The 21,080-nt window shown below is 47.2% G+C and carries 16 protein-coding genes; 8 read left to right on the top strand and 8 right to left on the bottom strand.

Going from position 1 to position 21,080, the window contains the following annotated elements:
* Positions 1 to 26: 26 nt before the first annotated feature.
* Both glyQ and glyS read left to right on the top strand, forming a co-directional pair.
* Positions 27 to 992 (top strand): glycine--tRNA ligase subunit alpha, encoded by a 966-nt coding sequence (gene glyQ, locus F0U83_RS00080; RefSeq protein WP_138985930.1) that lies wholly within the window; start codon positions 27 to 29, stop codon positions 990 to 992.
* Positions 992 to 3,043: a glycine--tRNA ligase subunit beta gene (gene glyS, locus F0U83_RS00075; RefSeq protein WP_138985929.1), complete on the top strand. Its 2,052-nt coding sequence runs from the start codon at positions 992 to 994 to the stop codon at positions 3,041 to 3,043. Before glyQ ends, glyS begins: the two co-directional genes overlap by 1 nt.
* Before the next feature lie 57 nt (positions 3,044 to 3,100).
* Here the strand turns inward: glyS and F0U83_RS00070 are convergent, their stop codons facing one another.
* Together F0U83_RS00070 and F0U83_RS00065 are read right to left on the bottom strand one after the other, a co-directional pair.
* Positions 3,101 to 3,982 carry a LysR family transcriptional regulator gene (locus tag F0U83_RS00070; RefSeq protein WP_138985928.1) on the bottom strand — a complete coding sequence of 294 codons (882 nt, stop codon included), beginning with the start codon at positions 3,980 to 3,982 and terminating at the stop codon, positions 3,101 to 3,103.
* A 28-nt stretch (positions 3,983 to 4,010) separates the two neighbouring features.
* Complete coding sequence (locus F0U83_RS00065) at positions 4,011 to 5,435, bottom strand: SLC13 family permease (RefSeq protein ID WP_138985927.1); 1,425 nt, start codon at positions 5,433 to 5,435, stop codon at positions 4,011 to 4,013.
* Between the two features lie 245 nt (positions 5,436 to 5,680).
* Between F0U83_RS00065 and F0U83_RS00060 the strand changes: the two genes are divergently transcribed.
* The 5 genes from F0U83_RS00060 (at position 5,681) to F0U83_RS00040 (ending at position 10,928) form a co-directional block, all read left to right on the top strand.
* On the top strand, positions 5,681 to 6,916 hold the full coding sequence (locus tag F0U83_RS00060) for an N-acetyltransferase DgcN family protein (RefSeq protein ID WP_138985926.1): 1,236 nt from the start codon (positions 5,681 to 5,683) through the stop codon (positions 6,914 to 6,916).
* Complete coding sequence (locus F0U83_RS00055; protein ID WP_138985925.1) at positions 6,913 to 8,097, top strand: alanine/ornithine racemase family PLP-dependent enzyme; 1,185 nt, start codon at positions 6,913 to 6,915, stop codon at positions 8,095 to 8,097. Before F0U83_RS00060 ends, F0U83_RS00055 begins: the two co-directional genes overlap by 4 nt.
* A gap of 295 nt (positions 8,098 to 8,392) precedes the next feature.
* Positions 8,393 to 8,965 carry a hypothetical protein gene (locus F0U83_RS00050; protein WP_138985924.1) on the top strand — a complete coding sequence of 191 codons (573 nt, stop codon included), beginning with the start codon at positions 8,393 to 8,395 and terminating at the stop codon, positions 8,963 to 8,965.
* 56 nt (positions 8,966 to 9,021) lie between these two features.
* A complete protein-coding gene (locus tag F0U83_RS00045; protein ID WP_138985923.1) occupies positions 9,022 to 9,915 on the top strand; it encodes a caspase family protein in 894 nt (297 codons plus the stop codon).
* 11 nt (positions 9,916 to 9,926) lie between these two features.
* Positions 9,927 to 10,928, top strand: a complete 1,002-nt coding sequence (locus F0U83_RS00040; RefSeq protein ID WP_138985922.1) for a hypothetical protein — start codon at positions 9,927 to 9,929, stop codon at positions 10,926 to 10,928.
* Here F0U83_RS00040 and iadA read toward each other — a convergent pair.
* On the bottom strand, positions 10,909 to 12,117 hold the full coding sequence (gene iadA, locus F0U83_RS00035) for a beta-aspartyl-peptidase (protein ID WP_138985921.1): 1,209 nt from the start codon (positions 12,115 to 12,117) through the stop codon (positions 10,909 to 10,911). The genes F0U83_RS00040 and iadA overlap by 20 nt on opposite strands.
* 150 nt (positions 12,118 to 12,267) lie before the next feature.
* Here iadA and F0U83_RS00030 point away from each other — a divergent pair, with 150 nt between their 5' ends.
* Positions 12,268 to 12,615, top strand: a complete 348-nt coding sequence (locus tag F0U83_RS00030) for a carboxymuconolactone decarboxylase family protein (protein WP_138985920.1) — start codon at positions 12,268 to 12,270, stop codon at positions 12,613 to 12,615.
* A gap of 198 nt (positions 12,616 to 12,813) precedes the next feature.
* On the opposite strand, the gene F0U83_RS00025 is transcribed toward F0U83_RS00030, so the two are convergent.
* From F0U83_RS00025 to dnaA, 5 genes are all read right to left on the bottom strand, one after another.
* Positions 12,814 to 14,616 (bottom strand): RHS repeat domain-containing protein, encoded by a 1,803-nt coding sequence (locus F0U83_RS00025; protein ID WP_138985919.1) that lies wholly within the window; start codon positions 14,614 to 14,616, stop codon positions 12,814 to 12,816.
* A 208-nt stretch (positions 14,617 to 14,824) separates the two neighbouring features.
* Positions 14,825 to 17,245, bottom strand: a complete 2,421-nt coding sequence (gene gyrB, locus F0U83_RS00020) for a DNA topoisomerase (ATP-hydrolyzing) subunit B (protein ID WP_138985918.1) — start codon at positions 17,243 to 17,245, stop codon at positions 14,825 to 14,827.
* A 14-nt stretch (positions 17,246 to 17,259) separates the two neighbouring features.
* The gene (gene recF, locus F0U83_RS00015; protein ID WP_138985917.1) at positions 17,260 to 18,351 is read right to left on the bottom strand and encodes a DNA replication/repair protein RecF; all 1,092 of its coding nucleotides are present in this window, start codon (positions 18,349 to 18,351) and stop codon (positions 17,260 to 17,262) included.
* Positions 18,352 to 18,395: 44 nt separating this feature from the next.
* Entirely contained in the window at positions 18,396 to 19,499 is a 1,104-nt protein-coding gene (dnaN, locus tag F0U83_RS00010; protein WP_138985916.1) for a DNA polymerase III subunit beta, read from the bottom strand.
* A gap of 27 nt (positions 19,500 to 19,526) precedes the next feature.
* The gene (gene dnaA, locus F0U83_RS00005; RefSeq protein WP_138985915.1) at positions 19,527 to 21,080 is read right to left on the bottom strand and encodes a chromosomal replication initiator protein DnaA; all 1,554 of its coding nucleotides are present in this window, start codon (positions 21,078 to 21,080) and stop codon (positions 19,527 to 19,529) included.

Here is a 21,080-nt window from a genome sequence, read left to right as displayed (position 1 = left end):
GCTAATTTTTCTTATCTATTTCAGAAATGGTGGTTTCCGTGACTGACAATACGAACCCAGACGCTAGTACGTTTCAGGGCTTAATCCTGGCATTGCAATCTTACTGGGCTAAACATGGCTGTGTAATTGTTCAACCACTCGATATGGAAGTAGGGGCTGGCACATTCCACCCAGCTACATTCCTGCGTGCGATAGGCCCAGAGACGTGGCGTTCTGCTTATGTACAGCCTAGCCGCCGTCCTACAGATGGCCGCTACGGGGAAAACCCAAACCGCCTGCAGCACTACTATCAGTTCCAAGTAGTCATGAAGCCATCCCCTGATAATATTCAGGAACTCTATCTCGAATCTTTGCAGCATCTAGGTGTAGACCTAAATGTGCATGATGTTCGCTTTGTTGAGGACAACTGGGAATCTCCAACACTAGGCGCATGGGGTCTGGGTTGGGAGGTATGGCTAAACGGCATGGAAGTGACCCAGTTTACTTACTTCCAACAAGCCGGCGGCTTAGAGTGCTATCCCGTCACAGGCGAGATCACCTACGGTCTTGAACGTATCGCTATGTACCTGCAAAACATGGATAGCGTCTACGATCTTATTTGGGCCAAAAACCCTGATGGAAGCATCGTGACCTATGGCGATGTGTTCCATCAAAATGAAGTTGAGATGTCTGCTTATAACTTTGAACAAGCGGATGTGCCTAAGCTGTTCGACAACTTCGATCACTATGAAGCAGAGTGCACAAAGCTCCTCGAAGCTAACCTGCCATTACCGGCCTATGAAATGGTCTTAAAAGCATCTCATACGTTTAACTTATTAGATGCGCGCCACGCCATTTCAGTTACCGAACGACAGCGTTTTATCTTACGCGTTCGCACCTTGGCACGCGAAGTTGCCAAAAGCTACTTTGATGCTCGTAAAAATTTAGGCTTCCCACTCGCGCCTGAAGCGATCAGAAATGAAGTACTGGCTGCCAACCAGGAGGATAAATAATGAGTACACGTGATTTCCTGGTTGAGCTAGGAACGGAAGAACTACCACCTAAGGCACTAAAGTCACTCTCTGAAGCGTTTACAAAAGGGGTTAAAGACGGCCTTAAAGCGGCCGGAATAAACCATGGCGAAGTGACCAGCTACGCTGCGCCTCGACGTTTAGCGATTCGCATCCAAGGCCTTCAAACACAGCAGCCAGATACCGACGTTGAAAAGCGCGGACCATCATGCAAAGCACCACAACCTGCTATCGAAGGTTTCGCACGCTCTTGTGGTGTAACAACGGATGAGCTTCAAATTTTGGCAACCGAGAAGGGCGATTATTACCTCTACCGCTCTACAGAAAAAGGCCAGGCAACAGCACAATTATTGCCAGCACTGATTCAAGATTCACTCAACAGTTTACCCATCCCTAAGCGTATGCGCTGGGGTTCGAGCCGAGTTGAGTTTGTAAGGCCGACTAAGTGGTTGGTGATCTTATTTGGTGATGAAGTCATTCCAGCCACAATTCTAGGCCTGACTTCTGGTAGGAAAACACGTGGGCATCGCTTCCACTATAACCATGATATTGAACTCATGGCCGCGTCAGAGTATGAAGCTAAGCTGCTAAACCCCGGCTATGTTATTGCCGACTTTGCAGCACGACGCGATAAAATTCAGCAACAAATTATCGCTGCCGGAGAAACGATCGGCGGGACTACAGAAATTGATCCTGATCTGCTGGATGAAGTAACCGCCTTGAATGAATGGCCTGTTGCACTAACAGGACGTTTTGAGGAGCGTTTTCTGGATGTTCCAGCAGAAGCACTGATTCTTTCAATGAAAGAGAATCAAAAGTATTTCCATGCGGTCGATTCCGAAGGCAAGCTCATGCCTTATTTTATCACGCTGGCCAATATTGAATCCAAAGATCCACAGCAGGTTATCGAAGGTAACGAAAAGGTTATTCGCCCTCGCTTAGCAGATGCTGCCTTCTTTTTTGAAACTGACAAGAAGCGGACGCTTGAATCCCGCGTTGATAATCTAAAAAGTATCGTATTCCAAAACCAGCTAGGCACGCTGTTCGATAAAACGGAACGCATATCTGCTCTGGCAGGCTACATTGCTGAGCAACTTAGCCAAGATACCGCCAAGGCCATGCGCGCCGGGTACCTAGCAAAAGCAGATCTGTTAAGTGACATGGTTTACGAGTTCACCGATCTGCAAGGGCTAATGGGCTACCACTACGCCATCCATGACGGCGAAGATACGGAAGTAGCGCAAGCTATCAATGAACAGTACCTCCCTAAATTTGCGGGCGACGAACTCCCTCAGACTAACGCAGGCATTGCCGTTGCCATCGCTGACCGCCTAGACACCCTGACAGGGCTGTTTGGTATTAACCAACCGCCAACCGGCTCTAAAGACCCATTTGCACTGCGACGTGCATCCCTCGGCGTATTACGCATTATCGTGGAACGCGGCCTAAATCTTGATCTCAAAGCACTGATTAGCAAAGCCGCTAGCCTGCACAACAATCTACCAGCAGCCGACACAGTAGCCGATCAAGTGACGGATTTTATGCTAGAGCGCTTCCGTGCATGGTATGAAGACAAAGGCATTGCCATAGACAGCTATTTAGCGGTTCATGCAATTCGCCCAACCAAGCCATTAGACTTCGATCAGCGCGTGAATGCCGTCAATGCCTTTGTGCAGATGCCCCAAGCGGTTTCACTAACTGCCGCAAACAAGCGCGTATCCAATATACTTGCCAAGAACGGCGGCAACGAGCAGGCAGAGGTCGATGAGTCGCTGTTGAGCGAAGCCGCTGAAATCAAGTTGGCGATCTCCGTAAAGAATCTCACTACTGAACTGGCACCCTTGTTTGCAGCGGGAGAGTATCAGAGCGCACTCGAAAAACTTGCATCACTCCAAACGGAAGTGGATCAATTCTTTGATGGCGTAATGGTTATGGCAGATGATGAGGCTGTGCGCGCGAACAGGATTTGCTTGCTTGCAAACTTGAGGGCACTCTTCTTACAAGTTGCTGATATCTCTTTATTGAATAACTAGACTTCTCAGCTGATTAAAGACCTAAAAAAACCAGCCTCGGCTGGTTTTTTTATTTGGTTAAATCGATGTTTCACGTGAAACAATCGAGTTTACTTCGCACAATAGACGCTCCTCAGTACGCCCTGATAAACAAGCAAACAGTACCCTAACCGGGTTATCTGTTTCACAGATTAGCTCAACATCACCTTTTGCTTTAGCCTCCCGAGCTACTGACTCATGCAAAAGGCCCACACCAACACCACCAGCAATCAGCGTACGAGTCACAGCCTCACTATCAATACTGATTATTCGTTTAGGCCTTATACCATGAGCCTGAAACAAAGCCTCAGCAGCTTGCCCACAACAGGTGCTTGAAGCAGGGCAGATCCACGGAAGATCTGCCAAACGATCCCAATTCAGGGGGAGAGCAGGATCTATCATTTCTATTGGTGCTGCTAAGTACAAAGCAAAACGATTGATCTCAATAAAAGACAACGCTCCACTCGGTTGGCCTGCTTCATTATAAAAGCCAGCGTCAAGGTTTCCGGCTTTTATCCCACTGACAATATCAAGAGAAGAGCTATGCTTAAGCACAACTTCTACTTCTGGATATTCCTCAGATAAGGAACACAGCAATCTACCCAGCGCTTCGGAACTAGCATGCCCTCCAACGCCTAAGCGCAGTTTCCCAGATAATATCCCTTTGATCTGAGTAGCTTCAGAAAGAAACTGCTGATGGGAGCACAACACATCCTCTGCTTTAACCAACAACCGATGCCCTCCATGAGTAAGCACCATACCCTTTGGAGTGCGATCAAATAGAAGGATGCCTAATGTATCTTCCATTGCCTTTATGTGGGCACTTACAGCTGGCTGACTCAAAAAAAGTAGATCCGATGCTCGCGTAATACTCCCTTCGCGGGCTACCGTCACAAAGGTTTTAAGCTGATGAATATCCATACACTTGCCTCAAGACTTACCCTTACCATTACAGAATACCAAGGATCATCCACCACAACAGATCCAAGGGAATTAATACAAAAATCGACACTACAAACATCATGAGACACAACTTTGTAACTTTGCCTACAGGCAAGTTCCCTAGCTGAATGGCTGCAACCAAAGGGGGCGCCTGAAAAGGCAATAAAACGCTCGAAAATGCTAACACCTGAGTCATGAGCACAGCCGACAAAGAAAGCCCGGTAAAAGCAGCCAGGTCGCTTGCTATCGGAGTCATGATAGCAGGCACTCCCGGTAAGTTTGTTACGGCACCAACCAATGTCGAGATTAGTGTTAAGGCCGCTATATTCCAGTAAGGCGTATCAGGAGAAAAGCCCGCACGATTACTCAAACCATCAACAACCACACCCCCTAGACCCGTGTCCGAAATCACGGCTCCTAGCCCCATAATAGCGGCAACAAAGAAGAGGGGGCCATATTTAATATCTTCATTCAAACAGTTTTTAGACGTCAGCCCAGCACCTGGCCACAAGCAGAAGAGCGCAGCAGCCAAGCCTATCCAACCCGGAGAAATATGGTGGACGCTATCTGTAAACCAAAAAAGTAAGCAGACCGCCAGCAGCGTCGTTAATCGTCGTTCACTGCCATTCATCGGTTCAGACTTGAGGGGAACCGAACGCACGATAGGCGCCCGATCAGGAAAAACCCACAGGATCAGCAAGACTAAAAAAACAGATTTAAGTAACCCCAGAACAGGAAAGTGTAATAGTAGATAATCCCAATAGGGCAGATGCATACCGTATAAACCTTCAGCCATACCGGCCAGAATCATATTTGGACCATTAGCAGGCAATATTGAAAATGCCGGCAAACAAGTACCAAACGCCGCAGCCGTCAGCATTCCCGCACGACCATTACGCCCTGGTTCATAACCCATCTGATCAGCAAGCGCTAAAGTTATAGGGATTAACAACGCTACACGCCCCATGGCTGAGGGCATAATAAAAGCTAAGCCAACACCAAAACACACAATCCCAGACAGCACACTCACATATTGATCACCCAACATCTTCGATAGAAAAATCGCCGAGCGTCGACCGAGGCCAGTATACGAGATCGAGGCCCCTAAGACGATGCCGCTAAATAGCAACCAAAAAGCCGAAGACTCAAACCCTGAAAAAACAACTTGCTCAGGCGCAACAGACAGCACAGAAGCTATTAGAAAAAAAGCCAGGGCAGGCCAGTACTCAGGCAATGCAGCTGTAGACCACAACCCAATACAAAAGACCGCTAAGGCAGCAGTAATTGCCATTGTAGGTGACAGAAATAGCCAGCTAAGCACTCCCACAAGCAGGGTTGCAGAGATCACACCCACAAGCTTCCAAGGGTACTCGCGGCGTTGCTTAGGTGCTTCTCCTATTTCGGCTCTATTAAGAACCCCTGTATCTGACATACCGTATAGCCTCGTTTCAGATTGATAGAGGCCATAATTTTTTCATTGCCCTAAAAAACTATCCAATTGTTTATCTAAAGGGAGGCCCTCAGAAAACCTGAGGGGGAATAGCCAACATCTATAGGCTAACTGTGGTAGGGTATAGAGCACCCCACCGCTTAGTGGGGACCTCTTATTGCCGTCCAACGATTAGTGTTGGTTCAATGTGTCGCCTCCCTGAGCATAAATCAGTCCGAGGTATTACCATGTCTATTATTCCACCACTACCTACGCAAGCTCGATTTTATTCGCCCCAAGGGCCACCCAATCCACAGCAAAGCGCTCAATCAGATCTGGCAACACACACGTCTACACAGCTAACTTTATACCCATTAAAACAACACCATCCAACCAAACATTTGGCAAGCGCTGTCCTTTATTGCGAAGGACATTTCGGCGGCATAGACGGTAAAACAGCCAATGGCTTAGTCAGACACTCAGAGAAATATGAAATACTATCGGTAATCGACAGCCAGAAAGCAGGGCAAGATGCTGGCGTTGTGCTAGATGGTAAAGCCAACTCGATACCTATTCATAAAGATCTTGCCACAGCCCTCTCACACACAGCTGCCGTGCCAGCGTTCTTTATTTATGGGATAGCACCTTCAAGCGGCATGCTTTCCTCAAACGAGCGAGCCCTGTTACTTAACGCTATGAGCCTTGGAATGAACATTGTAAATGGCTTACATGAATTCCTTAATGATGATGCTCAATTTGCAGCTGCCTGCATAACTCACAATGTAAACATTCTTGATATACGGCGCCCCAAAGCCAAGAAAGAATTGCACATATTCAGCGGTAGAATAAAAGAAGTGACTTGCCCACGAATTGCCATTTTAGGTACTGACTGTGCAATCGGCAAACGAACAACAGCTACCATTTTGGCACGAGCACTCAGACACGTTGGCCTAAATGTTGTGCTAATCGGTACGGGCCAAACCAGCCTAATTCAAGGCGCACGATATGGTATTGCCCTGGATGCGGTTCCTTCACAGTTTTGTGCAGGCGAGCTAGAAGCAATTATCCTTGAGGCTTTTCAGACAGAAAAACCTGATGTGATTTTAATCGAAGGACAGGGAGCCCTTAGCCATCCGGCCTATTCGACTACTTCCTTCATTCTCCGCGGGAGCTGCCCTAATGGAGTAATACTGCAACACGCGCCTAAACGAATAGCCCGCTGCGATTTTGATTTGATGCCAATGCCTAGCCCAGAGTCGGAGATCAATTTAATACAAACGTTTTCCGATACCACAGTGATTGGCTTAACGCTCAATCACGAGAACATGACCAATGAAGAAACTTGCACGGCTGCCACAACGTATGAAAGGAAACTCGGTATCCCCTCTATCGATGCACTCTCATGCTCACCCAAACACTTAGTCGACATGGTTTTTAAAGCGTTTCCTGAACTCAGTGAAAAGCAAACCATTTGCCCGCTATGAATACGCCAAGGCTTGAGATAGACCTTACCAAAATAAAACAAAACACTGAGTCCCTCGTTAGCAGGCTATCCGAAGTGGGTATATCCATAACAGGGATTACTAAAGTGAGCCTGGGCTCACCTGAGATAGCCCTCACAATGCTGCAGGCCGGAGCTACCATGATTGGGGACTCTCGCATTGAGAATATCGAAGCGATGAGTCATGCGGGCATTCAGGTACCATTGATGCTTATTCGCTCCCCAATGATGAGCGATGCAAGTCGTACCGTTCGATATGCTGATATTAGTTTAAATAGTGAGCTTGAGGTCATTCATAAACTCTCTGATGCAGCCGTCACAGCCCGAAAGTGTCATGGTATCGTATTGATGATTGAATTAGGGGATCTTCGAGAGGGGATCATGCCCGCTGATTTGGAGAATACCGTCAGACAGGTGCTGGCACTTCCGGGCGTCAAGCTGAAGGGTATCGGTGCAAATCTAGCTTGCCACAACGGTGTATCCCCCTCTGCAGACAACATGGCCGAACTTTCATCGCTAGCCAATGATATCGAGCATACCTTTGGCATATCACTCGAAATAATTTCTGGCGGTAACTCAGCTAATATAAACTGGGCCTTGAGTGGCGCCGACCTTGGTCGCATCAATAATTTACGCTTAGGCGAATCGATACTCTTTGGTCGGGAGGCATTGTATCGACAACCAATAGAGAGCCTACATACTGATGCTATTACACTCATTGCAGAAGTCATTGAATCAAAGATTAAGCCATCCCTCCCTTGGGGGGAGATAGCCCAGACTGCCTTCGGCATGGCCAAATCATCGGACATTGACAAAGGCAGCATAGCACAAGCAATCCTAGCTATTGGTCAGCAAGATGTTGACCCCACAGGACTGACCTCACCAACAGGTATTAAAATCATCGGAGCTAGCAGTGATCACCTCATCATTGACTGTGGCAGAAAATCCTTACCCATTGGTACGGAGATACGCTTTTTACCTAACTACAGCGCAGTATTACGCGGAATGACATCCCCCTTTGTAAGTAAAGTCATAAAGCGCGACAATACGCCGATCATCGCGCCTCGCTTATGCAATACCTTGCCCAGCACAGGTCGGTCTAAAACCATCAATGTCAACGTACTTACAAACAGGGAAAAGCGCTTATGGTCTATTACGCGGTAATAGCAGAGCTGCATCTTCATTGAGAAGAGCGATTAAAATACAGAGTCGGCAAACTGGCTTCTAGATATGGCGCCATCAACGTAGGCGGGTAATGTTTCACGTGAAACAATCATTATTAAATGCATATCTCTAGCCAACAAACAAAGCGTAAAGCAAGACTTTAGTAGCATAAAATAAAATAACAAAAAAGAGGAATAACTCAGTTTTGCGTCTACACTGAATCTACGCTTAACAATTGTACAATTATTAAGCGCCTTTGATTCAAATAAAAACACTAACGCAAAGGATAGGCAAAATGTACAAGCAATCTCTTATCAAAGCACTTGGTCTTTCTGTTCTTCTTTCCATTCCAACCGCACAAGCAAGTAATTTTGCATCCCCTTTCCTTAATATTGGTGGAAACGGTGGGTTTATCGGCATGGGGCCGTATCCTCCAACCTTCAATATCGGTGGAAACGGCGGATTTATCGGCATGGGTCACCCGGGAATGATGCCGCCACCGTTCTTTAATATCGGAGGTAACGGTGGTTTTATTGGTATGGGCCATCCAGGAATGATGCCACCACCTTTCTTTAATATCGGAGGTAATGGCGGATTTATTGGTATGGGTCACCCAGGAATGATGCCACCACCTTTCTTTAATATTGGCGGAAATGGCGGTTTTATCGGCTTCTCCCCATTTATGCCACCACTCTATAACATTGGAGGCAATGGCGGCTTTATCGGGATGCAGCCACAACAACCACAACACAGCGCGGTTTATTGCGGCTTTGGCGAAGAGCACTTAATAGCATCATCTGTTGAGTCTTGCGAGAAAGCTGGAGGAAAAGTCCCAACGCCTCCAAAACAAGAAGCGGCTAAGAAATAAATCAGGATTGCCGGTAAGCTGACATTCGTTACCGGCATTTTGTCACGGAGGCTACGATGTTCTTTTCTTTAAAAAACACCCTCAAAATAACCACATTGGCCCTGCTTATAATAGCAGGGCAAGCATACGCCAAGAGTCACGCAGTAATCATTGCCGTTTGCCCGCCCTGGAAAGATGGCGGCGACAAAGAAACAACTTCTTTAATGGCGGAATCATGTGCTAAGACCACTAAGCTGGTACAGGACAGCCTCAAAGAATCTCTGATGATACCGTTAGAGCAACAGCATGTATTCCTTAACGAAGACGCCACCTATCAGAAGGTTGTCGATGGGATAAACAACGTAAAAACACAGCTTACGCCTAATGACAGACTTTTGGTTTATGTAAACGCTCACGGAGGACATCTACAAGGAAAGTATAACGGTTACGATATCGCTGACGAAGGTATCGCTTTCTGGACAGAAAAAGAGCCCGACCTTAAAACAGCAGTTGATAATAAACAATATATGCTCGTAAAAGCATTTAGAGATTTAATTCTTGAAAATATGCCAGCTAATGAAATCGCTGTCTTTTTTGATTCTTGCGAAACGGGTGCCTCTTACGATGACTTTAGATACAACCCCTATGCAAATGACAAACGCATAGCTGTCGTGTTCTCAGCGCAAAAAGACCAGTTTGCCAATTTTAACCATAGTTTCGATTATCCTCTTTTTACAGAGATGCTAACCAAATCACTCGCTCTATCCGCATATAGGGATTTAGCTTATTCGATTGATCTCGCCGCTTCAGCAACCCATAGAACACAACGAGCCAGATGCAACGTCCCCGAGGTGAGGGAAACGTATAAGAAATGGAAGGCAGACCTTAATGCTATCTGCTTACAACAGCCTTACTACTATGACCCGACTGCGCTACTAGAAGATTGGGTCGTCATACCTGACGAGTCATAAAGGCGCTGTAAATGCTAAAGCACAGATTGCACTATCCGCTCCTGATAGTGCTAGCTTTATCCCCATCCTATCCAGCGATAGCAGTTGAAAGCCACTACAGCATAGAGTTTGGCTATGAACGAATTGATGCCCAAACCGATACTCTCGTGGCTAATCCAACCCTGTTAGCCAGTCATGAGATAGGCTTGAGTAACAAGTCCAACTTAAGGATCAGCTGGCAACTTGCCCCCTCTAAACAGAATGCCTCTGGGATAGAAAGGCTCTATGCCGAACCTGAGATCAATTTCTCAGATATAAGAGTGTATGGCGAAAAAGATAGCATCTACTGGAACATAGGTATCCAGCCTATCTTTTTCGGCTACCCTGCGGCTTTACCATCATCTATATACAGTGCCGATTTTCTTCAAGAACACTCACAAATCAACCAACTAGCTATCTCCCTAGGGTATAACTTTGGACAAGCCAAACTAGAGGCTTCACTCTTTAAGAATTCCCCTTGGGATACATTACATTTTGATTTGAATAGAAAACGCCACGGCCCAAGATGGCAGTCAGACTTGGGTAATACCGATTCGCCATCTTCAGTTAATATAAATTTATCAGGAGTTGCTAACCAAAATCATCAATGGAGCATCAATTACACCCATCTGGCAAGCGACCTTGACGCCGTACTTAACAGCGATCTGCTCATGGGGGCTTATGTTGGATCTTTTAACGACTTACGCTTACAAGCCGAGGTAGGTGTGTTTCAGAACAACAGAGGCTATCCTGTTGACTCAATCAGTACTCTACTTGGCTTGGTTAAAACCGTTGGCCGGCATAATTTTTCATTAGGTTTGGGATATCGGGCACCTAGTAATGATAATACACCCGTTATTAGAGAACGGTTAATTGAACTTGCCTACCAAACCCACCTAACGAACAATCTCTCATTTACCCTAGGGATCAGCACATTATTTGAGGACAAGAGCAGCCAGCGTGCTTTTGGTTTGATCATTGACTATCAGCTGTAGTGAAGGACACCTGAGCCTCAAACGTACCTCTTACGATCGCCTCACCATCGCGCACCATACACCGACCACGGGCAAAGGTATGCTTTAACATAAGATTATCATCCAACACCAACAAGTCAGCACTCATACCTACTGCAATCCGACCTTTGCAATGATCCAGACCCAATGCATAGGCGGGTGCTTGAGTGAAAGGCATTAGCGCATCGGACAGGGCAATACCTTCGTGCAGGACCAGTTCACGTAACGTCTCCAGTAATGAGCTAAACCCCGATACGCCTAAACCGATCATAGTACCCTGATCATCAAACAGCGGCAGTGAACCGTTACCATCAGAGCTGATACATACTCGCTTAAGATCGAGCCCTGCACGCAAACATCGCACAAAAGCCGAACTAGGTTTAATCGCCCCCTTAGCGCCAATGTCCGGATTAATCCCCGAGGTAATGTCAATAAAACCTCCTTGCTGGGCCCACTCCAAGGCCTGCTCAAACAAAAAGGCCTTACGGTTGATATGCGTTGGGATAAACTGACTAATGGGGATATCCGTCATCTCAAGCAGAGCTTTTAACGGTGCAAGCCCCTCAGTAGCACCCCCTAAATGCACCACCACGCGACCACACTTTTTACCCACCATGCCCGCAACTCGCGCATCCGATACCATACGCGCCAGCTCATCCAGCGAAGGGCAAGAGGAGCGATGATCAGAAATTGCCAACTTCAGCCCAACCACCGTGTCCAAAAATACAATATCATCTTGGATCGACTGCGTAATCGTGCGGCTGGGAACGGTATAACCACCGGTAAACATAACAGCAGTAATGCCTTCAGCGTTTAAGCCTTTCGTTTTGGCATACAACGTGGCATTGTGGCGGGTTACACAATCCGTACCCAACAATCCCGCTACCGTCGTCACACCAGCGGTTGTCAGTTTACTCATGGTAACCTCTGGAGTACGGGTAGCAAAACCTCCTTCACCACCGCCGCCAATCAAATGCACATGTCCATCCACCAACCCAGGCACCACCGTTTGCCCTGCCAAATCCAGCGTAACCAGGCCCGGCAACCCCGTAATCGACAGGGCAGGCTCAATGGCAGCTACCTGCTCACCGGCCAGCAGAATATCCACGACACCTAGAGCTTGAGGCGCAAAAAGATTAGCGTTTTTGAGTAACGTGAAAGTAGGGGACATAGATAACCTCGTACTGAACGGAACCGCTTATTGTCAGTATGCTTAATAAACATGAGCAGGGACAATTAAATCATGTCATAAAACTTTACATAATCGGTAAAGAATATGTGATATCCAGTACTAACTAAATAAATTGATACGGAGTAATGTATGAAGGACTTCCCTGCGCAATTCAAAGAGCTATGTACTTGGATGGATAAGCTAGGCCTCGCTATTCCAGAAGCGATGGAAGGGTTTGGATTGTTACATAAAGCAAGCCGAACACCTAGAGCACTTGACTGTAAGACAAAAGAGCTAATCGCCCTCGGTATAGCCGTTACCGTTAGATGTGATGGCTGCATCGCTTTTCACGTACATGATGCAATGCAAGCGGGAGCAACAAAAGAGGAGATAGCAGAAACCGTATCTGTATCAATTTTAATGGGCGGTGGACCTTCGGTAGTATATGGCATTGAAGCGATGCAAGCCGTTGAGCAGTACCAAGCTCAAGGGCTGTAGTCAAAACGCTTCGAGTGACCGTAGAGTGTTGCGTATGCGGCGCTCTACAACCTCAATCACGAGACGTTGGATATGTATGCAGGCTATTAGGCTATTGATCGAGGAGCCTGTTTGTTCAGCAAACTATAAGGGAGGGTAATAGCTAAACCATAGGCCTCACCAGTATTGGTAAAAAGATAAATAGCTAATTGTGGTGCTCTAAGGTTTATAACGGCAGCTTCTGGCTGGCATAGTATAAAGCTCTACTAAATCCCTTCCGACTTCCCAATTACAATGGAAAGCAGGGCCATTATAAGGAGTAAGCGTAGGCTCCCATGAAATACTCATCTTGTAGTCAACTATACCATCTGCTTGGTAATCGCCTTGGTACAAACTGACATTTCCAAACTCGTCATACAGGTAGTGACTTTGATACTCTGCGATTCCATCAGCATCATCATCTTTAGAAGCCGATGTGATTAGACCAGCTTCGGAGTAATCGTAGGTTTTCGTTGAAACAGAAAGAGCATAATGATTATCCTTTTTATAATTTCTTAAAAGCCCAGCCTCGTATGTGTACGACTCTGTAATATACAAAGGGTGATATTCAGCCGTACCTCCGTAATGAAGAGTACTTACCAAATTGCCATCCTCATCATATGAATATTCTTCACGACTTCCGCTAATAGCCTTAATTGGTTGAATATCATATCTAGTGATTCTTCCTAACTCATCATAATAAGTTTTTCTGATGTCTCCGTAACCAGCTGTATATAGACTATACCTATGTTCAGTTTCTGTTCTATTAATGTCGTCATATACAATGCGAACTGAGGACAACATCAAATTGTTATGATCATACTCTGACCAGGAAACAAGCCTACCCAAGTCGTCGTAAGAACTTAATAAAACTGAACCTGCACGCCCACTAGCATTCCCATCATATTCTGATCGAATAACGTTGCCGAACTCATCGAGTGTTTCAATTGATATAGCATCAAGAACGCCATCCCTTCCTGCATCATATTCAGCTCTTCTCACAAGACCGTCAGACTGGATTGTTAGCATGGATTCGGGATGATCTTGCCGCTCAGCCACATCTGCCATCTTCCAAAAAGAGCTCCAGTTAGGGTTAGAGAAATGGATTTCAGAAGTAAGAGAGTGGTCTTCGACCTTCCTATATTTGACATTGCCTGAAGGAAAATATTTCCATGTAAAGACTACTTCATCGATACCATCATCATTATGATCGTAGGCCTCTCTTATCAAGTTCCCATACTGATCATACTGAAAAGATACAACGCTATCCGCTACACCATCAGCGTTAGTGTCTGTTTTAATTAGTAAAGGGCGGCTTGCGACATTCCCGCGTTTAAAAACGAGCTTATCGATACCTAAAGATCGATACACGTGCGAAACTGTACTATACGCAGAAAAAAGATCTATATACTCGGCGTTATTTTGATTAGTGTTCAAATAATCAAATACGCCCTTAACTGCGCTGGATTGACTAAATTTATCTATTGAAAGTGAATAGTCCGGCACATGATTAATAAGTGCTCTAATAGCGTAATCTGAGATTCGAATACCATTTTCAGGTTTTTGGTCATCATCAACAGACTGGAGCAGTCTCAATATATTGATTGCTCTGGTAAATGGTGAAGGGCCACCCTGAAGAGCGTCCATTAGCTCAGATGGGTCTGTAATAGGTTCGGCATCCTGTAAATCAAAAGGTGTAACCTGCGTAGCTCCCACAGTTGAACCCAAGAAGCTCGAGCCAATATAGAAGGAAACCTGTTCACCTTCGAGATAACTAAACTCACCCTTACTATTAGTAATGCCCTGATGAGATTTAGTTATATACCTTAAACCCTCAACCGGACTGTCCAAAAAAACACCTATCAAAGGCACTGGAGCGACAGAGCCCTGACTACTTGAAGAACCCCCACCGCATCCTACAAGAAGAGCTGATACAGACGCCAAGAGCATAATGGACTTTGTGGGCGAAGATTTTCTTAGCATAACGACTTCCCTGTTTAAGATAACAATGAGAGAGCTTAAAACTCTCCAAAGCAATATAGGGTAAGCACCATGGCTTTACAACGGGAACAGGGCAGCTAGATAATGAAAAGAGGTTTGAGTGTTATTACTCTTAGAGCGCCAAGAAACAAAAAAGCAGCCTTTCAGCTGCTTTTTTATTCTTATGTCATTTCATACAAGAAATGACACATCAAACATCCACATTGGTCGCGTGTAACGCGTTGGATTCTATGAAGTTTCGTCTAGGTTCTACTTCATCGCCCATTAGTGTGGTAAACAGTTGGTCGGCGGTGATCGCGTCTTCAACCGTTACCTGTAGCATACGGCGGGCGTCTGGGTCCATGGTGGTTTCCCATAGCTGTTCTGGGTTCATCTCGCCCAGTCCTTTGTAGCGCTGGATGGTGTTGCCGCGCTTAGATTGTTCCATTAGCCATGTGATGCCTTCTTTGAAGTTGCTCACCGGGAAGGTACGTTCGCCACGTTTTACGAAGGCGCCTGGCTCAAGCAGGCCGTCTAGGGCGTTAGCTAAAGCGACAATGGATGCGTATTCTTTGGAGGAGAAGAAGTCACTACGGAAGACATAATCCGTGTCTACCCCGTGGTTGATGTAGGTCAGCTTAGGCAGATAAACGCTGTGTTCTTTGTCATGCACGATTTCTGCTTTGTAGCTTTCGCTAGCACCGGTACGGCTTTCGAGTGCTTCGTGTAGCTGTTTTAGCCAAGGCTCGACCTTTTCAGGCGACTTCAGGTCTTCTGCGTTGAGCGTCGGCTGATAGATCATTTGCGTGAGTGCCGGGGCAGGGTAAAGCTTACTCAAGCGCTCGATATTACGATCTACGCCACGATATTGGTTGACTAAGGCTTCTAGCTGCGCACCTGAGATTGCTGGTGCGCTTTCGTTAACATGGAAGCTGGCGCCGTCTAGTGCGCCTTGCAGAAGGTAGTTATCCAGCGCATCGTCGTCTTTCAGATACTGTTCCTGTTTGCCTTTTTTGATCTTGTACAGTGGCGGCTGGGCAATAAAGATATGGCCACGGGTAATCAGTTCTGGCATCTGACGGAAGAAGAAAGTCAGCAGCAGGGTACGGATGTGTGATCCGTCCACGTCAGCATCGGTCATGATAATGATACTGTGGTAGCGCAGTTTGTCGGGGTTGAACTCTTCACGCCCGATACCACAGCCCAGCGCGGTGATCAGGGTGCCAACTTCTGCCGAGGTCAGCATTTTATCAAAGCGCGCTTTCTCTACGTTTAGGATTTTACCTTTAAGCGGAAGAATCGCTTGGGTTCGACGGTCACGGCCTTGCTTAGCCGAACCACCTGCGGAATCACCCTCCACGAGGTAGATTTCAGAAAGCGCTGGGTCTTTTTCTTGGCAGTCGGCCAGTTTACCCGGCAGGCCTGCGATGTCTAATGCCCCTTTACGGCGCGTCATTTCACGAGCTTTACGGGCGGCTTCACGGGCACGCGCAGCGTCGATCATTTTATTAACGACCGCTTTGGACTCTTGCGGGTTCTCTTGCAGGTAATCCGTAAAGTGTTGGGCAAACATTTGCTCAACCGCCGTTTTTACCTCAGAAGAGACCAGCTTGTCTTTTGTCTGGGAGGAGAACTTAGGGTCCGGGACTTTAACCGAGATGATGGCACACAGGCCTTCACGGCTGTCATCACCCGACGTCGCCACTTTGCTGCCTTTGTTGAGGTTTTCACTCTCGATGTAGTTATTTAGCGAGCGAGTCAGCGCGGCACGAAAACCAGATAGGTGAGTACCACCATCACGCTGTGGAATGTTGTTGGTAAAACAGTGGATGCTCTCTTGGTAGGAGTCGTTCCACTGTAATGAGACCTCAACGCCCACACCATTTTCATGCATTCCGTTAAAGTGGAATATCTTGTTAACGGTGGTCTTGTTCTTGTTGAGGAAGTCAACAAACGCACTTAAGCCACCGGCATATTCAAAGACTTCCTGGCGGGCAGAGCGCTCGTCGGTCAAGACAATACGTACACCAGAGTTCAGGAAAGATAGCTCTCGCAGGCGCTTCGCCAGCAGGTCGAACTGGAACTCCACATTACTAAACGTCTCTTCAGAGGCTTTAAAACGGACTTCCGTACCGCTTTGGTCGGTTTCACCTACAACGGCTAGCGGCGCTTGAGGCACACCGTGTACATAGGTCTGCTCATGGACTTTACCGGCACGGCGAATCGTCATTTTAAGTTCGCTGGATAGGGCGTTTACTACCGATACACCTACACCATGCAAGCCGCCAGAAACCTTATAGCTATTGTCATCAAACTTACCGCCGGCGTGGAGTACGGTCATGATGACTTCCGCCGCCGAAACGCCTTCCTCTTCGTGAATATCTGTTGGGATACCACGGCCATTATCCGATACCGATACACTCTCGTCAGGGTGGATAGTAACGTTGATCTCGCTACAATGCCCAGCGAGGGCTTCATCGATCGAGTTATCTACGATCTCGAACACCATGTGATGCAGCCCGCTTCCGTCGTCTGTATCACCGATATACATTCCAGGACGTTTACGAACGGCATCCAGCCCCTTAAGGACTTTAATACTACTGGAATCGTAATTGTGCTCTTCGCCACTCATGGCTTTCTCCTGACTCAGTGTGTATGCAGCAATCGGCCATCTTCCACCTGGAAGTAGGCCACCTCTGTGTCGGCACTCCAACAGTCCTGAAGACTGATAGGGTCAACACAGGTGATAAAACATTGATTATTCGTTTGTTCTAAAAATTCGCAAAACAAGCGGCTGTGTTGCTCATCCAACTCCGATGGCAGATCGTCTATCAAGTAGACACACGCTCGCTGGTTCATGCGGTGGAAGAGTGCTCCCTGAGCTAATTTCAGGGCGCTCACTACCAATTTTTTTTGGCCTCGGGATAACCGTTCGGCCGCGCTGACCCCATCAGACTTAACTTTTAAGTCTGCTCGCTGGGGTCCAATACCGGTAAATCCTTGCTTAAGATCCCGCGGGAGCTGCTCTGCCAATAGCTCATCCAGCTCACGTTTAAGATCCCAGCCGGGGGAGAACTTTAAGGTGACATCTAAATCGCCACCCAGTTTCTCGAGAATTGTATCAAAATCCGGTTTCAACTGATCAATATAGGCTTTTCGCAGGGACGTCATACGCTTTGCGTAGTGAATAAATTCGCTATCCCAAACTTGCCTCAGCGCTGGGTCGATTTTACCACATTTCAGCAGAGAATTGCGCTGTTGTAATACACGCCGGCACGCTCGCCACACCTGAATGAAAGCGGGGTCGTAATGGAAGCTACCCCAGTCGATAAACTGGCGCCGTGTGGCAGGTGAGCCTTCCAGTAATTCAAAGGTGTCGGTATTGATGACTTGTAACGGGATCAGCGAGGCCAGATCGGATAGATCAATATCATTCCCACTGTAACGTATCTTTACATCGCCTTCTAAACTTCGGCTGACACCCAGTGCTTTAGCTTGCCCGGATGCGGTTGGGTCGATCTGTGAAAACACCAGTGATTCTCGTTGCTGCGAAGAAACCAGATAACGAAACTGATGGGTTCGGAATGAGCGAGTTAAACCCAAAAAATGTAAAGATTCCAGCAGGGATGTTTTACCACTACCATTCGCACCATACAGAATATTAATACGCGGTGAGGGTTCAAAAGCGACAGAAGTCAGGTTGCGGATGTGCTCGATAGAGACAGATTTGATTGGCATATAGGACTAGGTGTAGAGCCTTAGCTCCACACCTTATCACTCCGTTACATACGCATCGGCATAACAACGTAAAGGTTGCCTTCTTCGTCATAACCCTCAATCAGCGCACTGCTGTTGGAGTCAGACAAGGTAAAGCGGACGATGTCTGAGTTAAGAATAGACAACGCATCCAGCAGATAATTGACATTAAAGCCGATCTCTAAAGCATCGCCTTGATAATCAATCGCTACTGTTTCTTCTGCTTCTTCTTGCTCAGGGTTGTTTGCCATCACCTGCAAGTAACCACTCGTCAGGGACAAACGCACACCGCGATATTTTTCGTTAGAAAGAATCGCAATACGGCTGAACACTTTGCGCAGTTCTTGACGGTCACCTAGCACGATTTTGTCGCCATTACGCGGGATTACGCGCTGATAGTCCGGGAACTTGCCGTCAACCAACTTAGAGGTAAAGATAAAGTCACCGACATGAGCACGAATATGGTTAGCGCCGATCACCAACTTCAGAGGCTCTTCGCCGTGCTGTAGTAAGCGCGCCAGCTCTAAAATACCTTTACGCGGTACAATGATCTGGTGCGGTGTTGTTTGCGCTGTCTCTACAGGTGCGACGCTGGTAGCCAAACGGTGACCATCGGTAGCAACGGTGCGTAGCGCACCATCAGCGATCTCTAGCAACATGCCGTTTAGGTAGTAACGGACATCCTGTTGCGCCATGGAGAAACCTGTCTGATCAATCAGGTAACGCAGTTGCCCCTGAGAGAGTGTCAGATCAAACGTTTGCGGGCTATCTTCTACATTCGGGAACTCCGCCGCCGGTAGAGTAGATAAGCTAAAGCGACTACGGCCTGCTTTGATGACCATCTTCTGATCTTTGAGCGTTAACTCGATCACTGCATCATCCGGAAGGGACTTACAGATATCCATCAGCTTACGCGCAGGAACGGTTACCGAACCCGGTTCTGCGGGCTCTTCCAACGTCACTCGGCCAACCAACTCAACTTCCAAGTCAGTTCCTGTCATCGATAACTGATGGTCTTCAGCAACCAGCAGTATATTGGACAACACTGGGAGTGTCTGACGACGCTCGACCACGCCCGCTACCAGCTGTAGCGGTTTAATCAGTGCTTCACGTGATATGACGAATCTCATGGCTACCTACCTTAGTTCGATCCGATACTACGCCGTCAGATGACGCAGCAGGTTCTGATAATCCTCACGGATATCCGTATCTGTTTCTCGCAGCTCTTTTATTTTACGGCAAGCATGCAAAACAGTCGTATGATCTCTACCACCAAACGCATTGCCAATCTCAGGTAAGCTGTGATTGGTCAACTCTTTAGCAATACTCATCGCTACCTGTCTAGGTCGCGCAACTGAACGGCTACGACGCTTGGATAGCAGATCAGATATCTTAATTTTATAATACTCCGCGACCACACGCTGAATATTGTCAATACTAACTTGTTTATCCTGTAATGCCAGCAAGTCTTTCAGTGATTCTTTAATGAAAGGCGTAGTAATTGCACTACCGGTAAAGTGGGCGTTAGCGATAACCCGTTTTAAAGCGCCTTCCAGCTCTCGCACGTTCGAGCGAATCTTCTGCGCCAAGAAGAAAGCGGCGTCATCCGGCAGGATAATCTTAGCTTCTTCTGCTTTTTTCATAACAATCGCGACACGGGTTTCAAGCTCGGGTGGCTCAACAGCAACCGTCAAACCCCATCCAAAGCGAGACTTCAGCCGCTCTTCAACACCATTGATCTCTTTAGGATAGCGATCACTGGTTAATATCATCTGCTGGCCACCTTCTAGTAATGCATTAAAGGTGTGAAAGAACTCCTCTTGGGAGCGCTCTTTGCCCGCAAAAAATTGAATATCATCAATCAGCAAAGCATCAACCGAGCGATAATAACGTTTGAAGTCATTAATCGCGTTTAGTTGCAGCGCCTTTACCATATCTGCCACAAAGCGTTCAGAATGCAGGTAAACAATCCGCGCATTCGGGTTATGCCGAAGCATCTCCATACCCACAGCATGCATTAAGTGGGTTTTACCTAAACCAACACCGCCATATATAAAAAGCGGGTTGTAAGCGCCGCCGGGGTTATCGGCTACTTGCTGGGCTGCAGCCAAAGCAAGCTGGTTCGACTTACCCTGTACAAATGACTCGAATGTAAAGGCTTGGTTCAAATTGGATTGATGTCTTACGCCACCCTCTACATCAATATTTTTGCGCTCCTGCTCGATAGTACCGACATCCAGTTCAAGTTGCGGCGTCTGATAGCGCTCAACTGGCTGTGCTTGAGGCATGACTTCAATTGAAACGCGCGCTTGGCGGGCATCTTCAGAAATAGGCTCAAATGCTTGGTTGGATGTGGGCGCAGAATAGGCCGCAGGCTCAGCATAAGTGGTGGGCGGTGGCGGTGGAGCAATAGGGCGTGGAGACGGGGGTGCAGGTGGCATTCTGCGGTTCATCATCGTGTTGGAGGCGACGTTCACTTCAATGCGCACATCCATACTGATGTCGCCCGACACATCGCAGACGACTTGGCGGATACGCGAGAGGAACTTGTCGTTGACCCAATCTCGTACAAAACGGTTAGGCGCAACCAGAACCAGCACAGAGCCCGCACTGTCTTCTGCACGCAAAGGACGCACCCATGTATTGTATTGCTGGGCGGGGAATTCGCTTTGCAAACTAGTCATGCAACGCTCCCACAATTCACCCGACAT

Origin of the sequence: Neptunomonas concharum (assembly GCF_008630635.1) — a bacterium.
GTDB classification, from domain to species: Bacteria; Pseudomonadota; Gammaproteobacteria; order Pseudomonadales; family Balneatricaceae; genus Neptunomonas; species Neptunomonas concharum.
This window is presented reverse-complemented; position numbering and strand designations above follow the sequence as displayed.

Excerpts from the sequence above, each read along its gene's own strand:
- glyQ (WP_138985930.1), top strand. The coding sequence starts at position 27 with ATGGTGGTTTCCGTGACTGACAATACGAACCCAGACGCTAGTACGTTT.
- glyS (WP_138985929.1), top strand. The coding sequence starts at position 992 with ATGAGTACACGTGATTTCCTGGTTGAGCTAGGAACGGAAGAACTACCA.
- F0U83_RS00070 (WP_138985928.1), bottom strand. The coding sequence starts at position 3,982 with ATGGATATTCATCAGCTTAAAACCTTTGTGACGGTAGCCCGCGAAGGG.
- F0U83_RS00065 (WP_138985927.1), bottom strand. The coding sequence starts at position 5,435 with ATGTCAGATACAGGGGTTCTTAATAGAGCCGAAATAGGAGAAGCACCT.
- F0U83_RS00060 (WP_138985926.1), top strand. The coding sequence starts at position 5,681 with ATGTCTATTATTCCACCACTACCTACGCAAGCTCGATTTTATTCGCCC.
- F0U83_RS00055 (WP_138985925.1), top strand. The coding sequence starts at position 6,913 with ATGAATACGCCAAGGCTTGAGATAGACCTTACCAAAATAAAACAAAAC.
- F0U83_RS00050 (WP_138985924.1), top strand. The coding sequence starts at position 8,393 with ATGTACAAGCAATCTCTTATCAAAGCACTTGGTCTTTCTGTTCTTCTT.
- F0U83_RS00045 (WP_138985923.1), top strand. The coding sequence starts at position 9,022 with ATGTTCTTTTCTTTAAAAAACACCCTCAAAATAACCACATTGGCCCTG.
- F0U83_RS00040 (WP_138985922.1), top strand. The coding sequence starts at position 9,927 with ATGCTAAAGCACAGATTGCACTATCCGCTCCTGATAGTGCTAGCTTTA.
- iadA (WP_138985921.1), bottom strand. The coding sequence starts at position 12,117 with ATGTCCCCTACTTTCACGTTACTCAAAAACGCTAATCTTTTTGCGCCT.
- F0U83_RS00030 (WP_138985920.1), top strand. The coding sequence starts at position 12,268 with ATGAAGGACTTCCCTGCGCAATTCAAAGAGCTATGTACTTGGATGGAT.
- F0U83_RS00025 (WP_138985919.1), bottom strand. The coding sequence starts at position 14,616 with ATGCTAAGAAAATCTTCGCCCACAAAGTCCATTATGCTCTTGGCGTCT.
- gyrB (WP_138985918.1), bottom strand. The coding sequence starts at position 17,245 with ATGAGTGGCGAAGAGCACAATTACGATTCCAGTAGTATTAAAGTCCTT.
- recF (WP_138985917.1), bottom strand. The coding sequence starts at position 18,351 with ATGCCAATCAAATCTGTCTCTATCGAGCACATCCGCAACCTGACTTCT.
- dnaN (WP_138985916.1), bottom strand. The coding sequence starts at position 19,499 with ATGAGATTCGTCATATCACGTGAAGCACTGATTAAACCGCTACAGCTG.
- dnaA (WP_138985915.1), bottom strand. The coding sequence starts at position 21,080 with ATGTCGGGTGAATTGTGGGAGCGTTGCATGACTAGTTTGCAAAGCGAA.